This is a genomic window from Mangrovibacterium marinum, assembly GCF_003046625.1.
Lineage (GTDB): Bacteria > Bacteroidota > Bacteroidia > Bacteroidales > Prolixibacteraceae > Mangrovibacterium > Mangrovibacterium marinum.
In genome coordinates this window covers 113222-134963 of sequence record NZ_QAAD01000007.1, presented here as the reverse complement: position 1 = coordinate 134963, position 21742 = coordinate 113222, and the positions used below count along the sequence as shown (strand labels likewise).

The 21742-nt window shown below is 49.2% G+C and carries 15 protein-coding genes and 2 tRNA genes; 11 read left to right on the top strand and 6 right to left on the bottom strand.

Annotated elements, in window-relative coordinates; all coding sequences use genetic code 11:
• Positions 1 to 218: 218 nt before the first annotated feature.
• The 7 genes from C8N47_RS08615 to C8N47_RS08585 all read left to right on the top strand — a co-directional run bounded on the left by C8N47_RS08615 (position 219) and on the right by C8N47_RS08585 (position 10617).
• Positions 219 to 1361 carry a carbohydrate porin gene (locus C8N47_RS08615; RefSeq protein ID WP_146161476.1) on the top strand — a complete coding sequence of 381 codons (1143 nt, stop codon included), beginning with the start codon at positions 219 to 221 and terminating at the stop codon, positions 1359 to 1361.
• 10 nt (positions 1362 to 1371) lie between these two features.
• Positions 1372 to 3873, top strand: coding sequence for a ferrous iron transport protein B (gene feoB, locus C8N47_RS08610; RefSeq protein ID WP_107822139.1), 2502 nt, complete (start codon positions 1372 to 1374; stop codon positions 3871 to 3873).
• Positions 3874 to 4085: 212 nt separating this feature from the next.
• Entirely contained in the window at positions 4086 to 4310 is a 225-nt protein-coding gene (locus tag C8N47_RS08605; RefSeq protein WP_107822138.1) for a FeoB-associated Cys-rich membrane protein, read from the top strand.
• Between the two features lie 281 nt (positions 4311 to 4591).
• Positions 4592 to 5593: a glutamate ligase gene (locus tag C8N47_RS08600; RefSeq protein ID WP_107822137.1), complete on the top strand. Its 1002-nt coding sequence runs from the start codon at positions 4592 to 4594 to the stop codon at positions 5591 to 5593.
• Positions 5594 to 5662: 69 nt separating this feature from the next.
• Positions 5663 to 7033, top strand: a complete 1371-nt coding sequence (locus C8N47_RS08595; RefSeq protein ID WP_107822136.1) for a glutamate--cysteine ligase — start codon at positions 5663 to 5665, stop codon at positions 7031 to 7033.
• Positions 7034 to 7083: 50 nt separating this feature from the next.
• On the top strand, positions 7084 to 8829 hold the full coding sequence (locus C8N47_RS08590; protein WP_107822135.1) for an ABC transporter ATP-binding protein: 1746 nt from the start codon (positions 7084 to 7086) through the stop codon (positions 8827 to 8829).
• A gap of 9 nt (positions 8830 to 8838) precedes the next feature.
• Complete coding sequence (locus tag C8N47_RS08585; RefSeq protein ID WP_107822134.1) at positions 8839 to 10617, top strand: ABC transporter ATP-binding protein; 1779 nt, start codon at positions 8839 to 8841, stop codon at positions 10615 to 10617.
• Positions 10618 to 10786: 169 nt separating this feature from the next.
• Here the strand turns inward: C8N47_RS08585 and C8N47_RS08580 are convergent, their stop codons facing one another.
• Together C8N47_RS08580 and C8N47_RS08575 are read right to left on the bottom strand one after the other, a co-directional pair.
• A complete protein-coding gene (locus C8N47_RS08580) occupies positions 10787 to 12631 on the bottom strand; it encodes a glycosyltransferase family protein (protein ID WP_107822133.1) in 1845 nt (614 codons plus the stop codon).
• A 356-nt stretch (positions 12632 to 12987) separates the two neighbouring features.
• Entirely contained in the window at positions 12988 to 14559 is a 1572-nt protein-coding gene (locus C8N47_RS08575; protein WP_170111340.1) for an ArnT family glycosyltransferase, read from the bottom strand.
• Positions 14560 to 15163: 604 nt separating this feature from the next.
• On the opposite strand from C8N47_RS08575, the gene C8N47_RS08570 reads away from it, so the two are divergent.
• Together C8N47_RS08570 and C8N47_RS08565 are read left to right on the top strand one after the other, a co-directional pair.
• A complete protein-coding gene (locus tag C8N47_RS08570) occupies positions 15164 to 15361 on the top strand; it encodes a hypothetical protein (RefSeq protein WP_107822131.1) in 198 nt (65 codons plus the stop codon).
• Positions 15361 to 15636 carry a type II toxin-antitoxin system YafQ family toxin gene (locus C8N47_RS08565; RefSeq protein ID WP_107822130.1) on the top strand — a complete coding sequence of 92 codons (276 nt, stop codon included), beginning with the start codon at positions 15361 to 15363 and terminating at the stop codon, positions 15634 to 15636. The genes C8N47_RS08570 and C8N47_RS08565 overlap by 1 nt, the downstream gene beginning before the upstream one ends.
• Positions 15637 to 15809: 173 nt before the next feature.
• Here C8N47_RS08565 and C8N47_RS08560 read toward each other — a convergent pair.
• The 3 genes from C8N47_RS08560 to C8N47_RS08550 form a co-directional block, all read right to left on the bottom strand.
• Positions 15810 to 15882, bottom strand: a tRNA-Phe gene (locus C8N47_RS08560).
• Between the two features lie 180 nt (positions 15883 to 16062).
• Entirely contained in the window at positions 16063 to 17871 is a 1809-nt protein-coding gene (locus C8N47_RS08555) for a BCCT family transporter (protein WP_107822129.1), read from the bottom strand.
• A gap of 171 nt (positions 17872 to 18042) precedes the next feature.
• A tRNA-Phe gene (locus C8N47_RS08550) sits at positions 18043 to 18115 on the bottom strand.
• Positions 18116 to 18304: 189 nt separating this feature from the next.
• On the opposite strand from C8N47_RS08550, the gene C8N47_RS08545 reads away from it, so the two are divergent.
• Both C8N47_RS08545 and C8N47_RS08540 read left to right on the top strand, forming a co-directional pair.
• Positions 18305 to 19525: a M16 family metallopeptidase gene (locus C8N47_RS08545; RefSeq protein WP_107822128.1), complete on the top strand. Its 1221-nt coding sequence runs from the start codon at positions 18305 to 18307 to the stop codon at positions 19523 to 19525.
• Positions 19525 to 20163 (top strand): O-methyltransferase, encoded by a 639-nt coding sequence (locus C8N47_RS08540; RefSeq protein ID WP_107822127.1) that lies wholly within the window; start codon positions 19525 to 19527, stop codon positions 20161 to 20163. The genes C8N47_RS08545 and C8N47_RS08540 overlap by 1 nt, the downstream gene beginning before the upstream one ends.
• A gap of 74 nt (positions 20164 to 20237) precedes the next feature.
• On the opposite strand, the gene C8N47_RS08535 is transcribed toward C8N47_RS08540, so the two are convergent.
• Positions 20238 to 21671 carry a monomeric [FeFe] hydrogenase gene (locus tag C8N47_RS08535; protein WP_107822126.1) on the bottom strand — a complete coding sequence of 478 codons (1434 nt, stop codon included), beginning with the start codon at positions 21669 to 21671 and terminating at the stop codon, positions 20238 to 20240.
• Positions 21672 to 21742 lie beyond the last annotated feature (71 nt).

Sequence of the window (21742 nt, the reverse complement as noted above, 5' to 3'; positions counted from 1 at the left end):
GCGTCCACTTTCGATATGAAACCTTAGTATACCGCCATCTAAAACAGTTGAAATCACGCCGCTGAACAACGGCCGGCAGCGCTGCATGAAAAACCGTTGGTGGTGGTGTTGAAAGCTCTGCTTTTAGGCCTCGCGGCAAAAACCCCTATTTATGGGGATTGCTGCGCACTGCCAACAGCCCTATCTTTGCTAAAAAAACCAAAACACCTTTTACTAGTATGAAACAGTTCTTTAATATCGGGCTGATGACGCTCGCTTTGCTCGTGGCAGGCCAAACGTTTGCCGAAACAAAAAACGATTCTGAACAACCCGCAGTCAGCCTTTACGGATCTTATAAAGGAGACTTCGTTGCCAACCTCAAGGGAGGACTCGAAACGGGATCGACTTATTTAGGCCTGGCCGACTTATTTCTTGAATTTGACACCCATAAGGCAGGACTGTGGAAAGGCGGTACATTCCTGATTCACGGAGCAAACACACATGGCGGCGAGCCCTCGGCCAATCTGATTGGCGACTTTCAGGTGGTGTCGAATATTGAAGCCGGCGACCACACTTTTCTTTACGAGCTTTGGTACGCCCAAGCGTTTGGGAATTTCCATACCACGATCGGTCTTCAGGATTTGAACGCCGAGTTTGCCAACAGCGAATTTGGCGGTCTCTTTATCAACAGCTCCTTTGGCATTCATTCCATCATTGCCGACAATATTGCAGCTCCGATTTTTCCCTTGACCTCGCCGGGCATCACTATATGTTGGGAGCCCTCCGATCGTCTGAACTTAAAAACGGCGGTATATAAAGGTTGTCCCATCGATTTTGACGACAACCCCAACAATTTGAAATGGAACCTCAACCACCAGGACGCGCTGCTGTGGGTAAGCGAGGCCAACCTGCACTGCGGCAACGGCGACCAGTGTCTGCAAACCATCAAGGCGGGCTTCTTCTTTCACCAGCACTGCGACGAACCGGAGGTTTCCGACGAGCTGGAATCGGACTATGGCTTCTACCTGGTAGGCGATCACCGCATCAGTGCGCCGAACGAAAGCGGCAAGGGACTGAGTGTTTTCTACCAACTGGGCGTCAGTCCGCGCAACGACAATGTTGCCTACATCGGTAGCGGCATTCACTATACCGGCTTATTCTCGGCCAAGGGACACGACAACCTCGGATTGGCTATGGCCCGCGGAATAATGAGCGACGAGGATGGCCGCGACGAAACAACCTTGGAATTGACTTATAAGCTACAACTGAATAATCACATCTATTTTCAACCCGACCTTCAGTATGTCATTCACCCGCGGGGAACCGATTTGGCGGTAAACAATGCCATGGTGGGACTGCTTCGGTTTGGATTGGATTTTTAACAAACGGTTTATGTTTTTACAGAATTCAGATATCAACAACAGGAGGCTGGCCGGCTTAAAAACCGGCGAGGAGGCTGTCATCAAGTACGTATTTGGGCAAGGCGCCTTCCGCAAGCGAATCTCAGAAATGGGATTTGTGAAGGGACAAAAGGTGAAAGTGATTAAAAATGCCCCGATGAAGGATCCGGTAGAGTACGAAATTATGGGCTACAAGGTATCGTTGCGCCGCAGTGAGGCCGAGATGATTGAGGTGCTCGCCCCGGACGAGAGCTCCGAGCTGCTCACCGGAATCTTTGCAGGCACCATCGACCAGCACCGGCTCAAGGTTTCGGGTGGTAAGAAAAGCAAAAACATTTCGGTGGCGCTGGTGGGCAATCCCAACTGCGGGAAAACCACCCTGTTCAACTATGCCTCGGGATCGAAAGAGCGGGTGGGCAACTATGCCGGCGTGACCATCGATGCCAAGGAAGCTCGTTTTCGCCAGCACGATTTCAACTTCCGCATCTCCGATCTGCCGGGCACCTACTCCATCACCGAGTACTCGCCCGAGGAGCTGTTTGTGCGCAACCACATTGCCGAGCGCAAGCCCGATGTGGTGGTGAACGTTGTTGATGCCTCGAACCTGGAACGGAACCTGTACCTGACCACCCAGCTGATTGACATGAACATTAAAGTGGTGATTGCCCTGAACATGTACGACGAGCTGGAGCAGAAATCAGTCCAATTCAACTACAAACAACTGGGCGAAATGATGGGCATCCCCATTGTCCCCACGGTAGCCTCCAAAGGAAAAGGGCTGCAGCAACTCTTCGACAAAATTATTGAGGTATATGAAGAACGCGACCCCAGTGTTCGCCACATCCACATCAACTATGGCCCCGACATTGAGCAGGCCATTTCGGCCATTCAAACAGAAATAAAACAAGACGAAAACCGCAACAAGAGCTATTCGACCCGCTATTTGGCCATCAAGCTGTTGGAAGACGATGCCCACTCCCGCGAGCTGCTGCAAAGCAACGCCAACGCCCGGAACATCCGAAGCACGGCCGACCGCGAAATTAAGCGACTGGAGGCTTTACTGAACGACAAGTCGGAAACGCTGATTGCCGATGCCAAGTACGGTTTTATTGCCGGCGCACTGAAGGAAACTTATAAACCGGCTCCCGAAACAAGGCGCCGCAACAGCCGCGAAATCGACAAGATCCTGACACATAAAATCTGGGGATTCCCGATTTTCATCTTCTTCATCTGGGCCACCTTCCAGCTGACCTTCACCCTGGGCAGCTACCCCATGGACTGGATTGACGCCGGCGTGGGCTGGCTGAGCGATACCGTTGCCAGCCTGATGCCCGAGGGCGCACTGAAAGACCTGCTGGTGGACGGAATCATCGGTGGCGTGGGTGGCGTGATCATCTTTTTGCCCAACATCCTGATTCTGTTTTTCTGCATCTCGCTGATGGAAGACTCGGGCTACATGGCTCGCGCCGCTTTCATCATGGATAAGCTGATGCACAAGATGGGCTTACACGGCAAGTCCTTCATCCCGCTGATTTTGGGCTTTGGCTGTAATGTGCCCGCCGTAATGGCAACCCGCACCCTCGACAACAAAAACGACCGCTTGCTAACCATGCTCATCATTCCGTTTATGTCGTGCTCGGCGCGCCTGCCGGTTTATGTGCTGCTGATCTCGGCCTTCTTCACCGCCAACCAGGGTGCCATTCTGTTTTCGATTTACTTCATCGGCATTGTGCTGGCCGTGTTGGTTGGCTTGCTATTCAAGAAAACCTTGTTTGCCAAAAAAGAAGTGCCTTTTGTGATGGAGCTTCCCCCCTACCGCATGCCGACGCTGAAAAACACATCGATCCACATGTGGCACAAGGGACAGCAATACCTGCGCAAAATGGGAACGGTGATTCTCTTCGCCTCCATCATTATCTGGGCCATGGGCTACTACCCGCGCCATCAGGAATTTTCGCAGGACTACGACCAGCAAATTGCCTTGGTAGACGCCAACCAACAGCTGGACGAAAGCTCTAAAGCCGGGCTGATTGAGCAGCTGGAGCTGTCGAAAGAAGAAGAACGACTCGAAAAATCGTACATCGGTCAGATGGGCCATTTCATTGAGCCGGTTATTCAACCCCTGGGCTTCGACTGGAAAGTGGGCATGAGCATCATCACCGGAATGGCCGCCAAGGAAATTGTGGTGAGCTCGATGGGCGTACTCTACCACGCGGGCATGGACACCGACGAAAGCTCCCGGTCGCTGATGGATAAGCTGCAAAGCCAAACCTACACCAGCGGCCCCAAAGCCGGACAAAAGGTCTTTTCGCCTTTAGTGGCCTTTGCGCTGATGATTTTTGTGCTGATCTACTTCCCCTGTGTTGCCGTGGTGGCAGCCATTAAGAAGGAAGCCAACTGGAAATGGGCTATCTTCACAACGGTTTACACCACCGCCATCGCCTGGATCGCCGCCTTTGCGATTTTCCAGATTGGAAGCTTATTTATTGGATAACCGGATGTTCGGATTATCGGATTAATAAATTATCGGATGTTCGGATTATCGGATTAATAGATTATCGGATAGTTAGATTTTTAGACTGTCCGAAAATCCAGCAATCCAGTAGTCTGAAAATCCAGCAATCCAGCAATCCAACAATCCAGCAATCTGAAAATCCAACAATCCAGTAGTCTGAATATCCAGCAATCTAAAAATCTTGACAAAAAATGATTCAAAATATTATCGCTCTTCTGATCGTGGCCGCCGTGGTCGTTAAAGTCGGCTACAACATTTACAAAGCCATTACCCGTAAGGACAAAGGCTTGTGTGGTGGCTGTGCCAGCTGCGACTTCAAGCGCGAGTTGAAGAAGAAAGGCAAACTTCACCCGGTGAATCCCGAACGACTGCGTGCCTTTCAAAAAGACAACATTCGATTTGCCGGAAAAGCATAGCTCGCCCCCGATCGGAACGAGCTGTTCAGCCCCGCCACACAAGAGACTCTTCGCACGAAGGGTCTCTTGCTGGTTTACAGCCAAATGTATGAGCTACATTGTTCCAGGGAGCACACACCTCAAACGCTTTTTTAGCTGGCTACCCCCACCACCGTTGTTGCCGCCGGCAGTTAATCTTTTCATCCGCTAAACTGTTTCAATAGCCAAACGGGCCGCCCGGAGGAGGCAAAACCGAAATCCATCCATTATTTTTAACTTTGCCCGGCCAAGGAGAAACAGATATGCAGAAAAGTACTTACACCTTTGAACCGCTTGCCGGTTACGAGCAGTTTGAAGCAACCACCCAGATTATTATTGCTGAAATTTTGCGCCGAAAGCTGCCGCTCGAAATTATCGATGCCGACAATAATCTGATCGCCGTTCAGTACCAGGGCCAGGAATATGTCATTCACGAAGGCACCATCTCGGACGCCAACAGCCTGATTGCCTACTGGATTTCGAACGACAAATGGATGACACGCCAGTTTTTGAAACGCGCCGGAATCCGCCAGGCCAAAGGCTTGCTTTTAAAAGAAGGCTACCATCGGGCTGCCTTGCAAAACATCCGGTTCCCGGCCGTTGTAAAACCTGCCGACACCGATCATGGCATTGCGGTAAGCACCAACATCCGGTCGACCGACGAGTTGCAGTCGGCCATTCACCAAGCTTTCAACCACTCCAAGCGGGTCATTGTTGAAGAATATTTCCCCGGACAGGAATACCGTTTTCTGGTGATCGATGGCCTGGTTCGGGCCATTGCCTTTCGCGAACCGGCCAACATTACCGGCGACGGAACGCATACCATTCAGCAACTAATCGACTTGAAAAATGAAGGACGCGGAACCGACTATCGCCACCCGCTGCTGCAAATTCAGGTCGACGAAGAAGTAAAACGCCACCTGAAAGCACAATCCCTGCAACTGGAAACGGGTCTCGCGGCGGGCGAAAAAATTTACCTGCGTAAAAACTCGAACCTGAGCACCGGCGGCGACAGCATTGATGTGACCGACGAAATGCCCGACTTCTACAAGCAGGTAGCGGCACAAGCGGCGAAAGCTGCCGGGCTGAACATCGCCGGAATCGACATCATCATCGACGACTGGCAAGCAGCTCCCTCGCGGGAACATTATATTGTGGTTGAACTGAATGCACCGGCCATGTTGTCGATGCACGACTTTCCCTATCGGGGGAAAAACCGCCAGGTCGAAAAATATGTACTCGACAGTATCTTAGGATCGAAATAGCAAAGCACAAAAAACAAAACTTGAAGCTTGAAGCTTGAAGCTTGGAACTTGAAACTTGAAACTCATTCCATGACAGCAACAGAAAAAACAACAATAATCACCCGCAAGTCCCAACTGGTGGACTACTTTGAGCAGGGAAACACCCCTTTCGACGATTGGGGAATCGGCACCGAGCACGAGAAATTTCTGTACCGGCTGGGCGACTTCAAACGACTGCCCTACGAGGCTGAAGTGGGAATAAGAACCATCCTTCAGCACTTTATGAACGAAGGCTGGAGCCCCATCCTGGAGAATGACTTCCTGATTGGCGTCGAGCAGAACGGTGCATCCATCACCCTGGAACCGGGAGGACAGTTCGAGCTTTCGGGGAAAAACTTTAAGACCATTCACCATACCTTTGTTGAAACACGCAAGCATTTCGAGGAGCTCAGCTGCATCTGTCGCGAGCTCGGCTTCTTCACCCTGCCCATGGGCGTCGACCCGCTGTGGAAGGTGAACGACATTCCGTGGATGCCCAAGGAACGCTACGCCATCATGAAAGGCTACATGCCTACCAAAGGCAGCCTGGGCTTGCAAATGATGGCCAACACGGCAACCATCCAGGTGAACCTGGACTATGCCAGCGAGGCCGACATGATCCAAAAGATGCGCATTGCCCAGGCCTTGCAGCCTTTTGCATCGGCCATTTTTGCCAATTCGCCCTTCTCCGACGGCAAACCCAATGGCTACCTGAGCTACCGTAGCCAGGTGTGGAACGACACCGACCCCGATCGCTGCGGCTTCCAGTCCTTCATTTTTGAGGATGGCTTTGGCTTCGAGCGCTGGGTCGACTACCTGCTGGATGTGCCCATGTATTTTATTTACCGCGACGGGAAATACCGGCCATCGGGCAACATCACCTTCCGGCAATTCATGCAGGGCAAACACGAGCTGCAACCAACGATGGACGACTGGGAAACACACGCCTCGACGGTGTTCCCCGATGTGCGCCTGAAACAATACATCGAAATGCGTGGTGCCGACGCAAGCTGTGTCAAACATATCGCCGCGCTGTCGGCTTTCTGGGTGGGCCTGCTCTACGATGCACAAAGCCGCAACGAAGCCTACGAGCTGATCTCGGGCTGGAACATGGACGAAATCCGAGAGATCCGGGCACAGGTTCCGGTGAAGGCACTGAAAGCGCAAACAGCCAACCTGAACGTCGGCGAAATTGCCAAACGCCTCTACCAACTGGCCTCCGACGGACTGACACGACGAGCGAAAGTATGCCAAACAAACGATGAAAGCCAATACCTCGATCCCGTGCGCGAGATTACCGCAACGGGCATCACCCAGGCCGAGCGCCTGCTGCATTGCTACCATACCGACTTTAACGACAGCCTGATTCAGATGCTGGAAAGTTGGCGCGAAAAACAACTTCAAAGTTGTCCGGTGCGTTAAGCAACAAAATGGGCAACCGACATATCTGAAAATCTGAGAATACGAATTCCATGCAATCGAAACTGAAGTTTATTCTGCATCACACCCACCGCTACCGATGGTGGTACACCGGGGGCATCCTGGCCCTGGCACTCACCGTTTGGGTATCGGTCACCATACCTGTTTACATCCAGCGCACCATCGACCTGATGGCGGGCAGCAAAGAGGCCGGCGCCGACTTATTTCGCACAAACATCCTGATCATTGCCGGCCTGGCCATCAGCCTGATCGTTGTTCGCTCGCTTTCCCGCATCCTGATTTTTGTGCCCGCGCGCCTGATTGAACGCCGGCTGAAAGGGGAAATGTTTCGCAAGCTGTCGTCCTTTGGCAAAGACTATTTCGACGAGAACTCCACCGGATCGGTCATCTCGCGTATCAATAACGACATCAACGGCATCCGGATGATCACCGGATTCGGCATCCTGCAGATTGTCAACATCATTCTGTCGCTATCACTCACCCCCTATAAAATGTGGCAGCTCGCGCCCGCCCTTACGCTTTACTGCATCATCCCGATGATTGTCATTTTTGTGATCGTTCGTATCGGCATGACAGTGATGGTAAAGTACACCCACCTGCGCATGGGAACCTTGCAGCGTCTGTCGGGCAAGACCATTTCCTTCCTTTCCGGAAACAGCGTCATCAAAAGCTTCAACATATACGGCTATGCCGAGCACGAAATTGAACAGGAGAATACCAAACTTTTTGATGAAGGAATGAAAATCACCGGCATTCGCTCCTTCATTATGCCCTTGCTGTCCAACCTGGGACAAATTCTGAAAATACTGGTTTTGCTGGTCGGTGGTTTATATGTGATCGATGCACGCTTTACCATTGGCGAGCTGACCGCCTACATTGCTTACGCCGCCCTGCTAAGCCAGCCGATTATGGGCCTGGGCTGGGTGCTCACCATCTTCCAGCAAGGCATGGTTGGCATCGACAGCGTGCAGACCATTCTGGCCCGCAAAGGCCCCGACGACGACAAAGCGCCGATTGCGGAAACCCAAAAGACGGATCTTTTTAAAGACGGTATCCGGCTTGAAAAGCTCAGCTACACCTACCACAATGGCAACAAACCCGCTCTGGAGGATATCTCATTCAGCATTAAACCCGGGCAGGTGATTGGTATTACCGGCCAGGTTGGAGCCGGCAAAACAAGCCTGATCAACTGCCTGAACGGTTACCTGCGCCCCGAAAAAGGAATGCTCTTCTTTGGTTCCAAAGACGCCACCGACCTTCGCAGCGACGATATCCGGACGATAGCCCGAACGGTGAGCCAGGAGGTGTTCCTCTTTTCCGACTCCATCGAGAACAATGTAAAGTTCGGCTCGGCGGATGCTCGCCAACAAAATAATTTCGACGAGGTGATTTACCGCAGTGCCTTTCGCGACGAGCTGGCGCGTTTCCCCCAAAAAGAAGAAACGCTGGTGGGCGAAAAGGGGATCATGCTCTCGGGCGGACAAAAACAGCGCATAAGTCTGGCACGTGCGCTCTACACCCCCTGCGAGCTGCTGATCCTCGACGATGTGTTCTCGGCTGTGGATACCGACACCGAGCGTTTCCTGATCAAACAAGTGGTAGAAAACAATGCCGCCCAAAGCCTGGTGATCATCTCGAACCGCATCAGCGTGTTGGAAAAGACCGATCACATTATTGTGCTGGAAGAAGGCCGGATTGCCGCCCAGGGAAGCCCCAAAGAGCTGGAACAACAATCGGACTTTTACCGGGAGATTGCCAAACTTCAAAAAGAACATTAAACGAAAACGATGGCACAGCAAAATAAAAACTTCTTCAAAAGTAAAGACTGGCAGCTGCTCAAACGCTTCGGCCGCCAATTTGCGCCTCATAAAAAATGGCTGGTACTAAGTATTTTCTCAATCCCCATCACCACCATTGCCGGAATCGCCTTTTTGTGGCTGGTTGAAAACATTGTGGATCATTACATCGTGCCCGGCAATGTGGAAGGACTCAAAATCCAGATTCTTTTGCTGGCCGTGGTGCTTTTCCTTAACCTGCTGTTCGATGGCATTTACAGCTACTCCTTTTCAAAAGCCGGAGGCCTGGCCATTGTGGACATCCGTCGGCAGCTGTTTGCCAAATCGCTGCGCTTTCCGTTAAGCTATTTCGACAAAAAACCGATTGGTGTCACCCTCTCGCGCCTGACCAGCGATATGGAGGCGATCTCGGAATCGTTTGCTGCCGGTATCCTGGGCCTGCTGTCGGACAGTATTAAAACCATGGCGCTTGTTGGCTACCTGTTTTACCTCAACTGGCAGTTAACTCTAGTTTTGCTTTTGGTGGTTCCCTTCATCGTGTTGGCCATGCGCTATTTGCGTAAAAAGATCAGACTTGCCTACAATGCTTCGCGCACCAGTCTGGCCAAATCGGCGGCCTACCTGCAGGAATCGCTCAACGGAATGAAAACCATTCAGCTTTATGCGGCCCAGGAAGAATCTTTCGGCAAATACGATCAGTTGAATAAAGATTTTTGCGATGCACAGAACAATTCCAACGTGTACGACTCGGCCCTCTACTCGATCGTGGAGGGCATTACCTCGGTTGCCACGGCGCTGGTGCTCTGGTACGGGGCCATTCAGATTTGGGATGGCGCCTTCAGCATTGGGGTGCTCATCGTCTTTATCACAACCCTGGAGCGCTTATTTATTCCGGTGAAACAATTTGCCCAGCAAGTATCTACCATCCAACGAGCCTTATCGGCCCTGGAACATGTTAGCGACCTTTACGAGCAAGAGGTGGAAGAACCCCATCTGGCAGAAGTTTCAACAACGCCCCGCCCCATTGCTTTGCAGGATATCGAGTTCGAAGCGGTTTATTTTAGCTACTCGCCCAATGGGCCGGATGTGCTGAGCGATGTTTCCTTCAAACTGCAGAAAGGAGACCGTCTGGCGCTGGTGGGCACAACAGGTTCGGGCAAATCGACCATCATCAAGCTGTTGGCGAAAACCTACACCGGCTACCGGGGATCAATCCGCATAAACGGTCGGGAGCTACGCGACATCCCGCTGTCGCAATTGCGGGAAAGCATCTCGGTGATGCAACAGGATATTTTCATGTTCAACAATTCGGTTGCGTTCAACATTGGCCTCAACCGACCGGGAGTTTCACAAGCCGATGTTGAGCAAGCCGCTTCCTTTGTTTACGCCGACCGTTTTATCCGGAATTTACCCAACACCTACGATTTTGTCATCCAGGATAATGGCGACAACCTCTCCAAAGGACAGGCACAACTCATATCGTTTGCCCGGGCAATTTGCGGAAACAGCGAACTGATCGTTCTCGACGAAGCGACCAGTGCAGTGGATTCAGTAACCGAGCAATACATTCAGCAGGCTATTGCAAATATTTTTGCCAGCAAAACGGTCATCGCTGTTGCCCACCGGCTGAGCACCATTAAAAACTCGGATTTAATTTTAGTGCTCGAGCAAGGACAAATTATTGAACGAGGCACACACAACGAACTGCTCAAAAAGGGCGGGAAATACGCACGGCTGGTTCACCAGCTCGAAGAAGAAACGACAGCTTAAAGGCTGCCGTTTTTTCTGTTTCTTCTCGGTGAAAATCGATGAACGCCACGTCGCCCGATCATCAATTCGTTTTGATCCTATTTGGGACAATAACCGGATAACCGAAAGCTCTCAACTTTCATCCTTGTTGCTGATTCCCTCGGTATCCTGATTTTCATTTTGCACCAGCTTATCGACTCATCAGGGCCAACTTGTGGGCTTCATCGTAGTGGCGGCCAAGCTCCTGCCAGTCGAACATATAGGACGACTCCACAATCCGGTTTCGTTGCACAATTCGCTCCCGCCGATCCAGCTTCGTAAATTCGAACATTCGGTTTGCCAAATCTTCGGCAGCATCAGCCATAGAACGATGTTGCCTTGAAATGACATCGACTCCGGCGTGTTCGGCTTTTTCGGGATCGCTGCCCACGTAGGCTCCAAATCCCGACAAGTCGGAGGTCACCGAAGGAAGTCCGCTAACACAACATTCCAGGGGTGTATAGCCCCACGGCTCGTAATAGCTGGGGAAAATCCCCAAGTGGCAACCTCGAACAAAATCGTAATACTCCATCCGCCAAAGCGGGTTCTCGGTCGATATAAAGTCGGGATGATAGACCACTTTCACCTTATCCTCGGCGTAATTCAGCAGATGTGCCATTTTCAGGAAGTTCATGATCGGATCTTTCCCCTCATCAATCAGATTATGAGTGACCACCGGCGGCATCTGGTTGGTGCGCCACGACTTCAGGTTTCGCCGCAGACGAATCAGCTTATACTCGTCGACCAACTCCGTCATATCACAAATGTCGACTCCATTGCGGCTGCTGATCATCTTTTCGAAATACAGCTTTGCCAACGATTTCTGCACATCGTCGCAATTGCGCTGGATCTCTTCCAGCAACGCCCGGGCCTGCAACAAGCCCGGATTTATGGATGAATAAGGATTGCGGGTAATGAAAAAGAAAACAACGGTCTTGTCGATATTCGCTTCTTTCATCTTCCAGTTCAAGCGAGCCAGCGCTTCCAGGGTTAAATCGTATCCCTTGTTGTAGAACTCGAAGCGACCGGAAGTAAAAAAGTAAAGCGTATTATCCAGATCGAATGAATAATTATTGAAGAAGTGCCCCATGACAAACTCGTTGATCTTCTGCTTATTTTCCAGGTGGGTATTCTGAAAGCGGTGCAGCACTTCAAACCGTTCGATATTTAATCCGTTGGGAAGAATGACATCGGGTTTGCGGCCCAGCAAATGTTCGCACTCAGCACTTGTAATTTCGCTGACAGTGGAAAAGACATGCGAACCATGTGCCGCAGCCCGTTCGATATCGACAATATGCCGGATGTTAAAATGGTTGGCTTCCTTTTGCCAATCGTAAAAAGGAAGATTATCATAAAACTGAGAATCATTCATGGCCAGATAGCGCCCCAACATGGTTGCATGGGTGGTAAAAACCGTCTTTACCGGAAGCTCAAATCGCCGAATCTCCGGGATGCCGGCACTGGCCAACCATTCGTGAAAATGCCCGATGATTTGCTGATCCAGATCCTCGCGTTCCGCCAGCAAGCGAAAAAACTCAAAGACGAGGAAGCCAAAAGCCAGTCCTTTGTTCGCCAAATCGTCGTTATCGGGAATGGAAATGCCGTGATGCTCCCAATACAGGTATTTAAAATTCCCCCAAAGGTGCTCAATGGCGCAGGCATCAAACAAAATTGTTTTCGGTTTTCCGGCAATCAGCCACCGCCCGTAATGTACCTGAAACCCCTTTTCGCGCATCTGCTTCAGCACCTCACCAACACAACCTTCGGGATCCGGCTCCGACTCAAAAATGGTGGACACCTGATTGTTGTAATACGGTCCGATAACAAAGTAATTATCGCCCCATTTTTTAATTGACGCAGGTACTTTCGACTGAATCACCGTGTAAATACCGCCAACCTGGTTACAAACTTCCCAGGCAACTTCAAATAGTATACTGCTGTTTATATCTTCAGCAGTAAGGAGAACATCCCCATCCTCTTCATTTCGCTTTCTCATACTTAGGTCTTTAGTTCGATTGGTCAAATTTGTTTGCAGCGACAGCGGTTTCCGGGAGCTTCGAAACGGCACAAAAGCGAGCCTGCCGGCTGGTCTGCCTTGTGAAGATACCGAGGAAAACAACCTTTAATAGAAACCTGCCGTGCAAAGTCGCTTCGAAAACATAAATATAGCCAAAATGCACTAATGATGTCCGCAAATGAGGAGTTTTATAACAGTTCGATAAGACAGCGAGAGGCCGCCCAAGCGTTATCGAAAAGCCGCAAGCCGAAACGTGTTCTTAAAGCTTTGGCAGGGTTGCCTCCGTCCCACAATACTTCTCCGCCTTAAATCCACACCTTCCCCATAAACGTAAGCTACTCGGAATGAGTCGGACACTGATGATAGATTCCGGTAGAGTGCCGGCTAAACAAATCGTGGTCGATGCCAATACAACTGAGATTGGGGACAGCAGACATATAAGTCAGATCCCGAGCCCGTGTAAGCACCAAAACATCGGTATGTACCGTCAGGTAATCCTCCAACTCCTGCTCGGTTTGAAAAACAGGAATTCTTCGCTGAGCATAAAACGCAAAACCATGGTCGAAATCCTTATAAGCCACAACCTCCGGATGAACATGCACCAACGCGCGGTATTTCTGAATCGGCGACTGATCATCAATCACCTGCAAGGGCTTCCAGAAGATGATTAGTGTCGTAGCCATAAAAGCGAGCGCAATTGCTGTCAGACTCTTGTTGACGGATGCTTTTCGTACCACCAGCGCGCTGATTGCCCCAAGCGGCAGCAGTAACAAAAACCATGAAATCCACCCAACCCGCTGCAAAGGAGCCGTATTGGCCACAAAAAAATAAACACCAACCGGCAGCATTAACGATAAAACCACCATGGCGTAAGTTTCGATCCGCGACTTACGAAGCGATTCCCGATCGGCAGGCAAGCCGGCCACGAAATAGCCAATTGCCAAACTCAGGAAGGGATAAGCCGGCGAAGTATAATTAATCAGTTTTGTTTGCGACAAGGCGTAAAAAACAGCAACAACCAAAGCCGACAATCCGGCCAGCAACAATAGAGGATTCGTTTTTCGCTGTGTCCAAACACCCTTTAATGCGCGAAAAATAAAAGCTGAAAAAGGCAACAAACCTGCCAGCAGAAAAAGAAAAGGCAAGAGGAACGATCCCCGGTGTCCCTCTAATCCGGCATCAAAACGATTCAGGTTGTGCTCCAGAAAGAACGCTTTCGTCCACGCGCCACCGGTTTTTACCGCTACGGCATAATACCAGGGAGCAGCTACCAGCAACACGATAAAAATACCCCACCACGGTTTTAGCTCCATCAGGCGTTTCCAGGTCAATGTTTTTGTAAATAGCATGAACAGCAGAAAGGTGAAGCCCGGTAATAACAAGCCCACAGGCCCTTTGGCAAAAATGCCTAGCCCCAGGGCAACATACATCATGACATACCATTTCCACTGCCGGGATAACCACCCTTCATAAAAAAAATAGATTGAAAGCGTATGAAAAAGAATCAGATACGGATCGGGCGTAGCCAGCCGAAACTGAACAATAACATGCATCGAAGCTAAGAGCGTAAGCGCCGACCACCAGGCAGCCTTCTCGCCCCAATGGCGGCGGGCAATCCAAAAAGTAGCCAGCACCACCAACAGTCCGCATAAGGCCGAAAAGAAACGCGCTCCCCGTTCATTAACGCCAAACAAATAGTAACCGGCCATCATTCCATAGTACTCCAAAGCCGGCTTGTCGGTGCGCAGCTCACCATTAAAGGTTGGCACAATCAGCTCATTATTTTCCATCATCTCGCGAGCACATTCGGCATTACGCGCCTCTGCAACCTGAAACACACTTGTTCCTCCCAGGAAGGAGAAAAACAACACCACACTAAACAAACCGATCAGAAAAAAATACTTCATTCTTTCAAGCTTTAAATCCATCTTACAACTAATCCCCATTGTCCTTCAACATACCCCTTAAGCAAAACGCTGAAATTATACGAAGTAATGCCTCGCGGTAAGCTAAGACCGCCTAATCAGAAACCAGTCAATCCGCAAATCGTTCAGAAACGACGAAACAAATCGAATGAGCGTTTGACTATCGCCGGGAAAGTCATTTCATAAGCGAAGTGCAGCATCAAGCCCGATCGGGCGTGCAGGCGTTAAAAATTTCATGCTGTGCCGTTGCTAATTTCCTGCGCAGATAATTCCAATTTCCTGCGCAGGAAATTTTTTTTCGACCGCAGGAAATTTTTCAATCTCCGGCAGCCATCAGCGACCATGCTCGAAAGCCCCTCAACTGTTCCGCACTATTGCCCCCAAATGGTCTTCCATCCTTTCGTCTCGTGACCCAACTTTCGATGAAAAAGAACACTGAATTATTGCCTTCATGGCATTAAGCAAAGATATAACCGATTCCGGCTAAGGCCTGCCAAGAAATGTTAAAATTGGATTTATTTGAAGGGAACAGCCGGTCAGCACAGCAATCGTAAAAAAGTAGTACATTTGTTAAAAACGTAAAATTATGACAACTGTAACTATTAACGAACGCACAACTAAGGGGAAAAAACTAATTGAGTACCTGAAAACACTCGACTACGTTGAGTTTAATGATGAGCAAAAACCATCTGCTAGCCTGAAAAAGTCAATGTCGGAGGCAAAGTCCGGCAAGGTTATTCGGGCGAAGAGCGCGACGGACTTGCTTAAGAAATTGAAAGAATAATGTTTGAAGTAGTTTTTACGGGTACGTTTAAGAAAGATTACAAACGCTGCATTAAACACAGGTTAGGCATCTCAGCCCTGGACGAATTAATCAAGCAACTTGAAAAAACGGGGACGGTACCCCGCACAAACAAACCTCACCTATTAAGCGGGAATCTTAGCGGGTACTGGGAATGCCACGTTAAACCCGATTGGCTACTTATTTGGCTTAAAGATGAAACAAACAAGGTAATAACCTTAGTTGGTACCGGCACCCATTTTGATTTATTCCGCTAACTACAATTTCAATACACAAGCCAAAGAGATGCAATAGCCATCAAATTCCCCCTCCTAAAAATCGTCATCTCATTTACATCGAAAAGTACACGTTAGAAGTGTTCCGAAACGCGCCGGTTACACCAAATCGATAAACGAAAAAGAGGAGCAACTTTCGTTACTCCTCTTTTCGGTGGTGCCACCTGGAATCGAACCAGGGACACATGGATTTTCAGTCCATTGCTCTACCAACTGAGCTATGGCACCGTTGGTATGCTGATGCGTTGTTTTGCAAAAGCGGTGGCAAATATAGTAGAAATATTTAGAGTTCCGCAGGCTTTTTTTATTTCCTTTAAAAAAATAAATCACCTCGCTCGATGCCTATTTCACAAGCGGACAAATTATCAATCACTTACCCGCAAGCTACGCCAAAACTCGACGACACAATTATTTTTCCTTTTTCTCTTTTTTCTTCTTCTCCACCTCTTTTTCGGATTCTTTAAACGGAACTTCAAAGTTCTCCACATCCGGATCTATCTTTTTGATGATGGTTGCGTGGTAGTACTCCTGCTGTAACCCTTGATAAAGGCTATACACCATAACCAGTAAGATTATAGTAAAAGGAAGTCCCGTTGCCACCGATGCACTCTGCAAAGCAGTTAAGCCCCCGCCTAACAATAAAGCCGCAGCACAAACACCCTCCATCACAGCCCAGAATATTCGCTGAGGAACAGGCGAATCGAGCTTTCCGCCCGAAGTCAGGTGATCAACCACCAAGGAGCCGGAGTCTGATGAAGTAACAAAAAAGATGACGACCAGAATGATTCCGATCATAGAGGTGATTGTTGACAATGGAAGTGACTCGAGCATCACGAACAAAGCCGTCGATACGTTTTCCTTGACTGCTGAAGCAATGTCGGCCATTCCCAACGTTTGCAAATTCAAGGCAGAACCACCGAGCGCCGACATCCACAAAAAAGATAGTAATGTAGGAAGGATCATCACCCCGGCAATAAATTCGCGTACCGTTCTTCCTTTCGAAACCCGAGCAATAAACATTCCCACAAAGGGTGACCAGGAGATCCACCATCCCCAGTAAAAGATCGTCCAGAAATTTTGCCAGTTACTTCCCTCGGCTCCGTAGTAGGTTTCAACCCAAAAACTAATTTGAGGGAGCTTTTCCAGATAAAAGCCAATATTCTGGGTAAAAGCTTTCATGATGTACACCGTTGGCCCCACCAGAATGAGAAATAACATAAATAATCCGGCAACATAAAGGTTGATATTACTTAAAAGGCGGACGCCCTTATCCAGGCCGGCAACAACCGACAAGGTGGCAAAAGCGGTAATAATGGCAATAAACAACACCGCATACTCTGTTGTATTCGGAATTCCAAACAAGTAGTTTAAACCCGATGCGACCTGCTTCACGCCAAGCCCGAGGGAAGTTGCCAATCCGAAAAGCGTCGCTAAAACCGAGAGGATATCAATTAAGTTTCCCCAGAATCCATAAATCCGATCTTTGAGCAAGGGATAAAAAACAGAACGTATTGTCAGCGGCAAGCCCCGGTTGTATGCAAAAAAAGCCAACGACAAACCAACCAGCGAGTAAATTCCCCAGGGATGAATCCCCCAGTGAAAATAGGTGACTCCCAAAGCACTTTGAGCGGCCTCCGGCGAGTTTGCCTCAACACCAAACATGGGCGAAGGATCAATATAATGATTGATAGGCTCAGCTACTCCCCAAAACATCAGCCCAATTCCCATGCCGGCACTGATCAGCATGGCGTACCAGCTAAAAGTGCTGAATTCCGGAACCGAATCGGGACCACCGATTTTTATGCCGCCATACTTGCTTGTTGCCAGAAAAACCATAACAACAACAAAGAAGTTTGCAGCCAGGATATACAACCAACCAAAATTCTCGCCTATACCACGAAGCACTTTGCCAAAAAAATCTTCAGCACCACTGTGGAAGGTAAGCGTTAGCACAATAAAGGCAATAACGAGTCCTCCGGCAATTAAAGCTACTTGCGGATGAAGATCAAATCCCCATTTCTTCCAATTACTTTCTCCGGGCACATGCCCTGCCGATTCGTCATAATACGTTGCTTTGGGTATAATCTGAAGGCCGAGGAAAGGCGTTCGTTCCCGCTGACTTTTTTCCTGCTCTTCTTTCAGCTTGTCCCGAGCCAGCTCTATGGCCTTACTTTTATATGAATGTTCCTTTTTACGTCCGGATTTTCGATGTGACATAAGCAACTCCTTTAATCGATTCCCTTTTAAGATACAGAAAATGAGTGCGAACACCAAAAACGCCAAAACTTACAGGGAGGAGTCGGGGATCAATCGGAAAAGTTGTGGCGCTTTATAGCGGGCCACATAAACGAAAAAAAAAGGAGCAACTTTCGTTACTCCTCTTTTCGGTGGTGCCACCTGGAATCGAACCAGGGACACATGGATTTTCAGTCCATTGCTCTACCAACTGAGCTATGGCACCGTTGGTATGCTATTGCTTTGTTTCGCAATTGCGGTTGCAAATATAGGGCAAAAATTTATACTTCAAAATAAAAAATGAAGGGCCGCAGAATTTTCCCAGGCGCATTGCTTAGAAATATCTCTTTTTCATGAAATTATCGATTGCATTTATTTCACGTATTTCTACTTTTGCACTCCAATTGAATTTGAAGTGAAGATAGACAGCTGCATATTACCCAACGGAATCCGGCTCATCCACCAACAGGTGGAGTCGCCGGCTGCTCATTTTGGTGTTATTCTCAACACTGGTTCGCGCGACGAGCTGGACCACGAACAAGGCATAGCCCATTTTATTGAGCATGTTATTTTTAAAGGCACCCAAAAGCGCAAAGCCTACCACGTGCTAAGCCGGATCGAGGACGTGGGTGGCGAAATTAACGCCTATACCACCAAGGAGGAAACGGCCGTTTATGCCACCTTCCTGGCCCGCTACTACAGCCGAAGCATGGAGCTGATCAGCGATATTATACGCCACAGCAGCTTCCCCGAACGAGAGCTTGAGAAAGAAAAAGAAGTGATTATCGAAGAAATTAATTCGTATAAGGATAGCCCGTCGGAGCTTATCTTCGACGACTTCGACGAGCTGCTTTTTGCCGGCCACCCCATTGCCCGCAACATTCTGGGTACCCCCAAGCTGGTCAAGTCCTTCAAACGAACCGACGTTCTGCGGTTTATCGAGAACAACTACCATACTGACGAAATGGTGCTTGCCTCGGTTGGCAGCATTCCCTTTGCCCGTTTTAAGACTTTAGCCGAAAAATACTTTGCCGACATACCAGCTAAGGCCCGCTCGCACCAGCGCCAGCTTTTCACGGGCTATCAGCCCGCCGTTAAGCGAATCGCCATGGACACCTATCAGGCGCATTGCGTGATGGGCAACATAGCCTACAATGCGCAGGACGACAAACGTATGGGCATGGTTTTGCTGAATAGCATTCTGGGGGGACAATCGATGAACTCGCGCCTGAACCTGAGTTTACGCGAACGCAATGGTATGGCTTACAATGTGGAGTCGAACTATACGGCCTATTCGGATACCGGGCAGTTTAACGTGTACTTCGGAACCGACAAAGAAAACCTTGAAAAGGCCATTCGCCTGGTGAAGAAAGAGTTCAAACTAATCCGGGAAAAGCGGCTGGGAGCTCTGCAGCTTAGCAAAGCAAAAAAGCAACTGATCGGGCAGATTGCCATTTCGAGCGAAAACCGCGACGATCTGATGCTGACCCTCGGCAAAAGCTTTTTGCTATACAACAAGATCGACAGCCTGCCGGAGATTTATCAGAAAATAGAAAAAATTTCGGACAGCCAGCTGCTGGATATTGCCAACGAAGTGTTGGACGAGAAAGCACTGAGCTTATTAATTTATGAGTAATGGAGAATAATTTCGAACTCGAAAAATATATCGACGATCACAGCAGCCCGGAAGACGAGGTGCTATACGAGCTAAACCGGGAAACCAACATCAGCATCCTCCGCCCGCGAATGCTTTCGGGCCACATTCAGGGCTTACTGCTCGAAATGCTGACTACGATGATCCGCCCGAAACGAATCCTCGAAATCGGCACCTTCACCGGTTATTCAGCCTTGTGCATGGCCAAAGGACTAAGCGATGACGGCATATTACACACCATTGAGCTGAATGACGAACTGGAATGGATCGCTCAAAAATACTTTGCCAAAGCGGGTCTGCAGGATCAGATCAAGCAACACATCGGCGATGCCTGCCAGATTATCCCGACACTTAACGAAACCTTCGACTTTATCTTTCTGGATGGCAACAAACGCGAGTATTGCCGCTACTACGAGCTGGTATTCGACAAGCTGCGCCCGGGAGGCTACATTTTGGCTGACAATATTTTATGGGACGGCAAGGTGGTGCAGGAAGTTGACCAGCGCGACAGCCAGACAATTGGCATTCTCGAGTTTAACGAGATGGTAAAAAATGACCAGCGCGTACGCCAGGTCATCCTTCCCCTGCGCGACGGGCTTTCACTTATCCGCAAATTGTAATCAAGCAAAAAAAACACAAAAGAGCGGATGAAACTGAATTCACCCGCTCTTTCTATTTCGCTTTAACTGATTTCTTATCCCAACGATTTCATCGAGTTGATAAAGTTCTTCTTCGCTTTGGCCGATTTTATATTTGCTCCCGGACCGGCGATACAACCGCCTTCGCAGGCCATCACCTCGTAGAACTGAGCAGTCACCTTGCCTTTTTCCATTTGCTTCATGGTGCGGATCATGGCTTTATCAATTCCGTTGATGGTTTCGTAGCTGAATCCTTCAGCCTGCTTTTCGGCTAACACGGCTCCAAGCACACCGCCACTTTGGGCAAAGCCACGCGACTCTTTGGTATACGATTCAACGGCAATGCCTTCCATTTTATCAGGTTGAATATCCATCCCTTCCATTATCGAGTCGAGCTCCTCGAAACTAAGCACATAGTCGGCACTGTTCTGATCGCGGGCTTCTTTGCGCTTGGCCACACATGGACCAACAAACACCAACTTCGCGTCGGGATATTTTTCACGCAACTCTTCGGCCGTGTAAGCCAGCGGCGACAAGGTATGCGACACGTAGGGTTTCAATCCCGGCAAATGCTTATTGACTGTTTCAACATAGGACGGACAACAAGAGGTCGTCATAAACTTCTGCCCTTCTTCCAGCTTTTCCTTCAATTCAATCGCCTCGTTGCGGGCAGTAATCTCAGCCCCACGGGCAACCTCGACAACCTGTGAAAAACCAATTTTCTCGATGGCTGCAAATACCTGCGCCGGGCTTTCGGCATACTGTGCCAAAATAGCGGGAGCAACCATCGCAATTACTTGTTGCTTTCGTTCGATGGCACGCATCACATCGATGATGGCCGACAGCTCGAAAATAGCACCGAACGGGCAAGCTGTAATACATTTACCGCAGTAAACGCACTTATCCGGATCGATCTCCTCTTTGCCATTGGCATTTTTCTTAATGGCACCTACCGGGCAAGCTTCCTCGCAGGGAATGGGCATATATACAATAGCGTGGTAAGGACAAGCTTTCTGACACAAACCACAGTTGACACAAGCATCGGGCTTAATCTCGGTTTGTCCACTGGGGGTGAAACGAATGGCATTTTTGGGGCAGTTCATCACACACGGACTGGCGACACAACCACGACACAAATTGGTGACCACATAGTTGGCCTGCACACAACCGGTACAAGCCTCGTCGACAACCGTTAATATTTTTTCGGGTTGATTTTCTCTTTCCAGCGCATTTGCAGCGTACTCACTCAATTGATGCAGATCGATGTCGTCCGAGGGGACTTCGTAGCCTAAAAGCGGTAACATTTTGTAACGGGTAATTGCCCGTTCTTTATAAATACAACAACGCCCTCGCGGATTGCGCTCCTTGGGATACAACTCTACAGGAAGAGCATTGATTTTAGACTCCAGTTCCCCCGCCTTAAACATGCGTATCAGTCGGGCAATCAATTCATGACGGATAATCATGACGTTATTTACGTATGCTGCCATTACCTAAGATTTTGAAGGGCACAAAATTAATCTTTTTTTATGCTCTAAAACATACCGGCCGCTTATTTAAA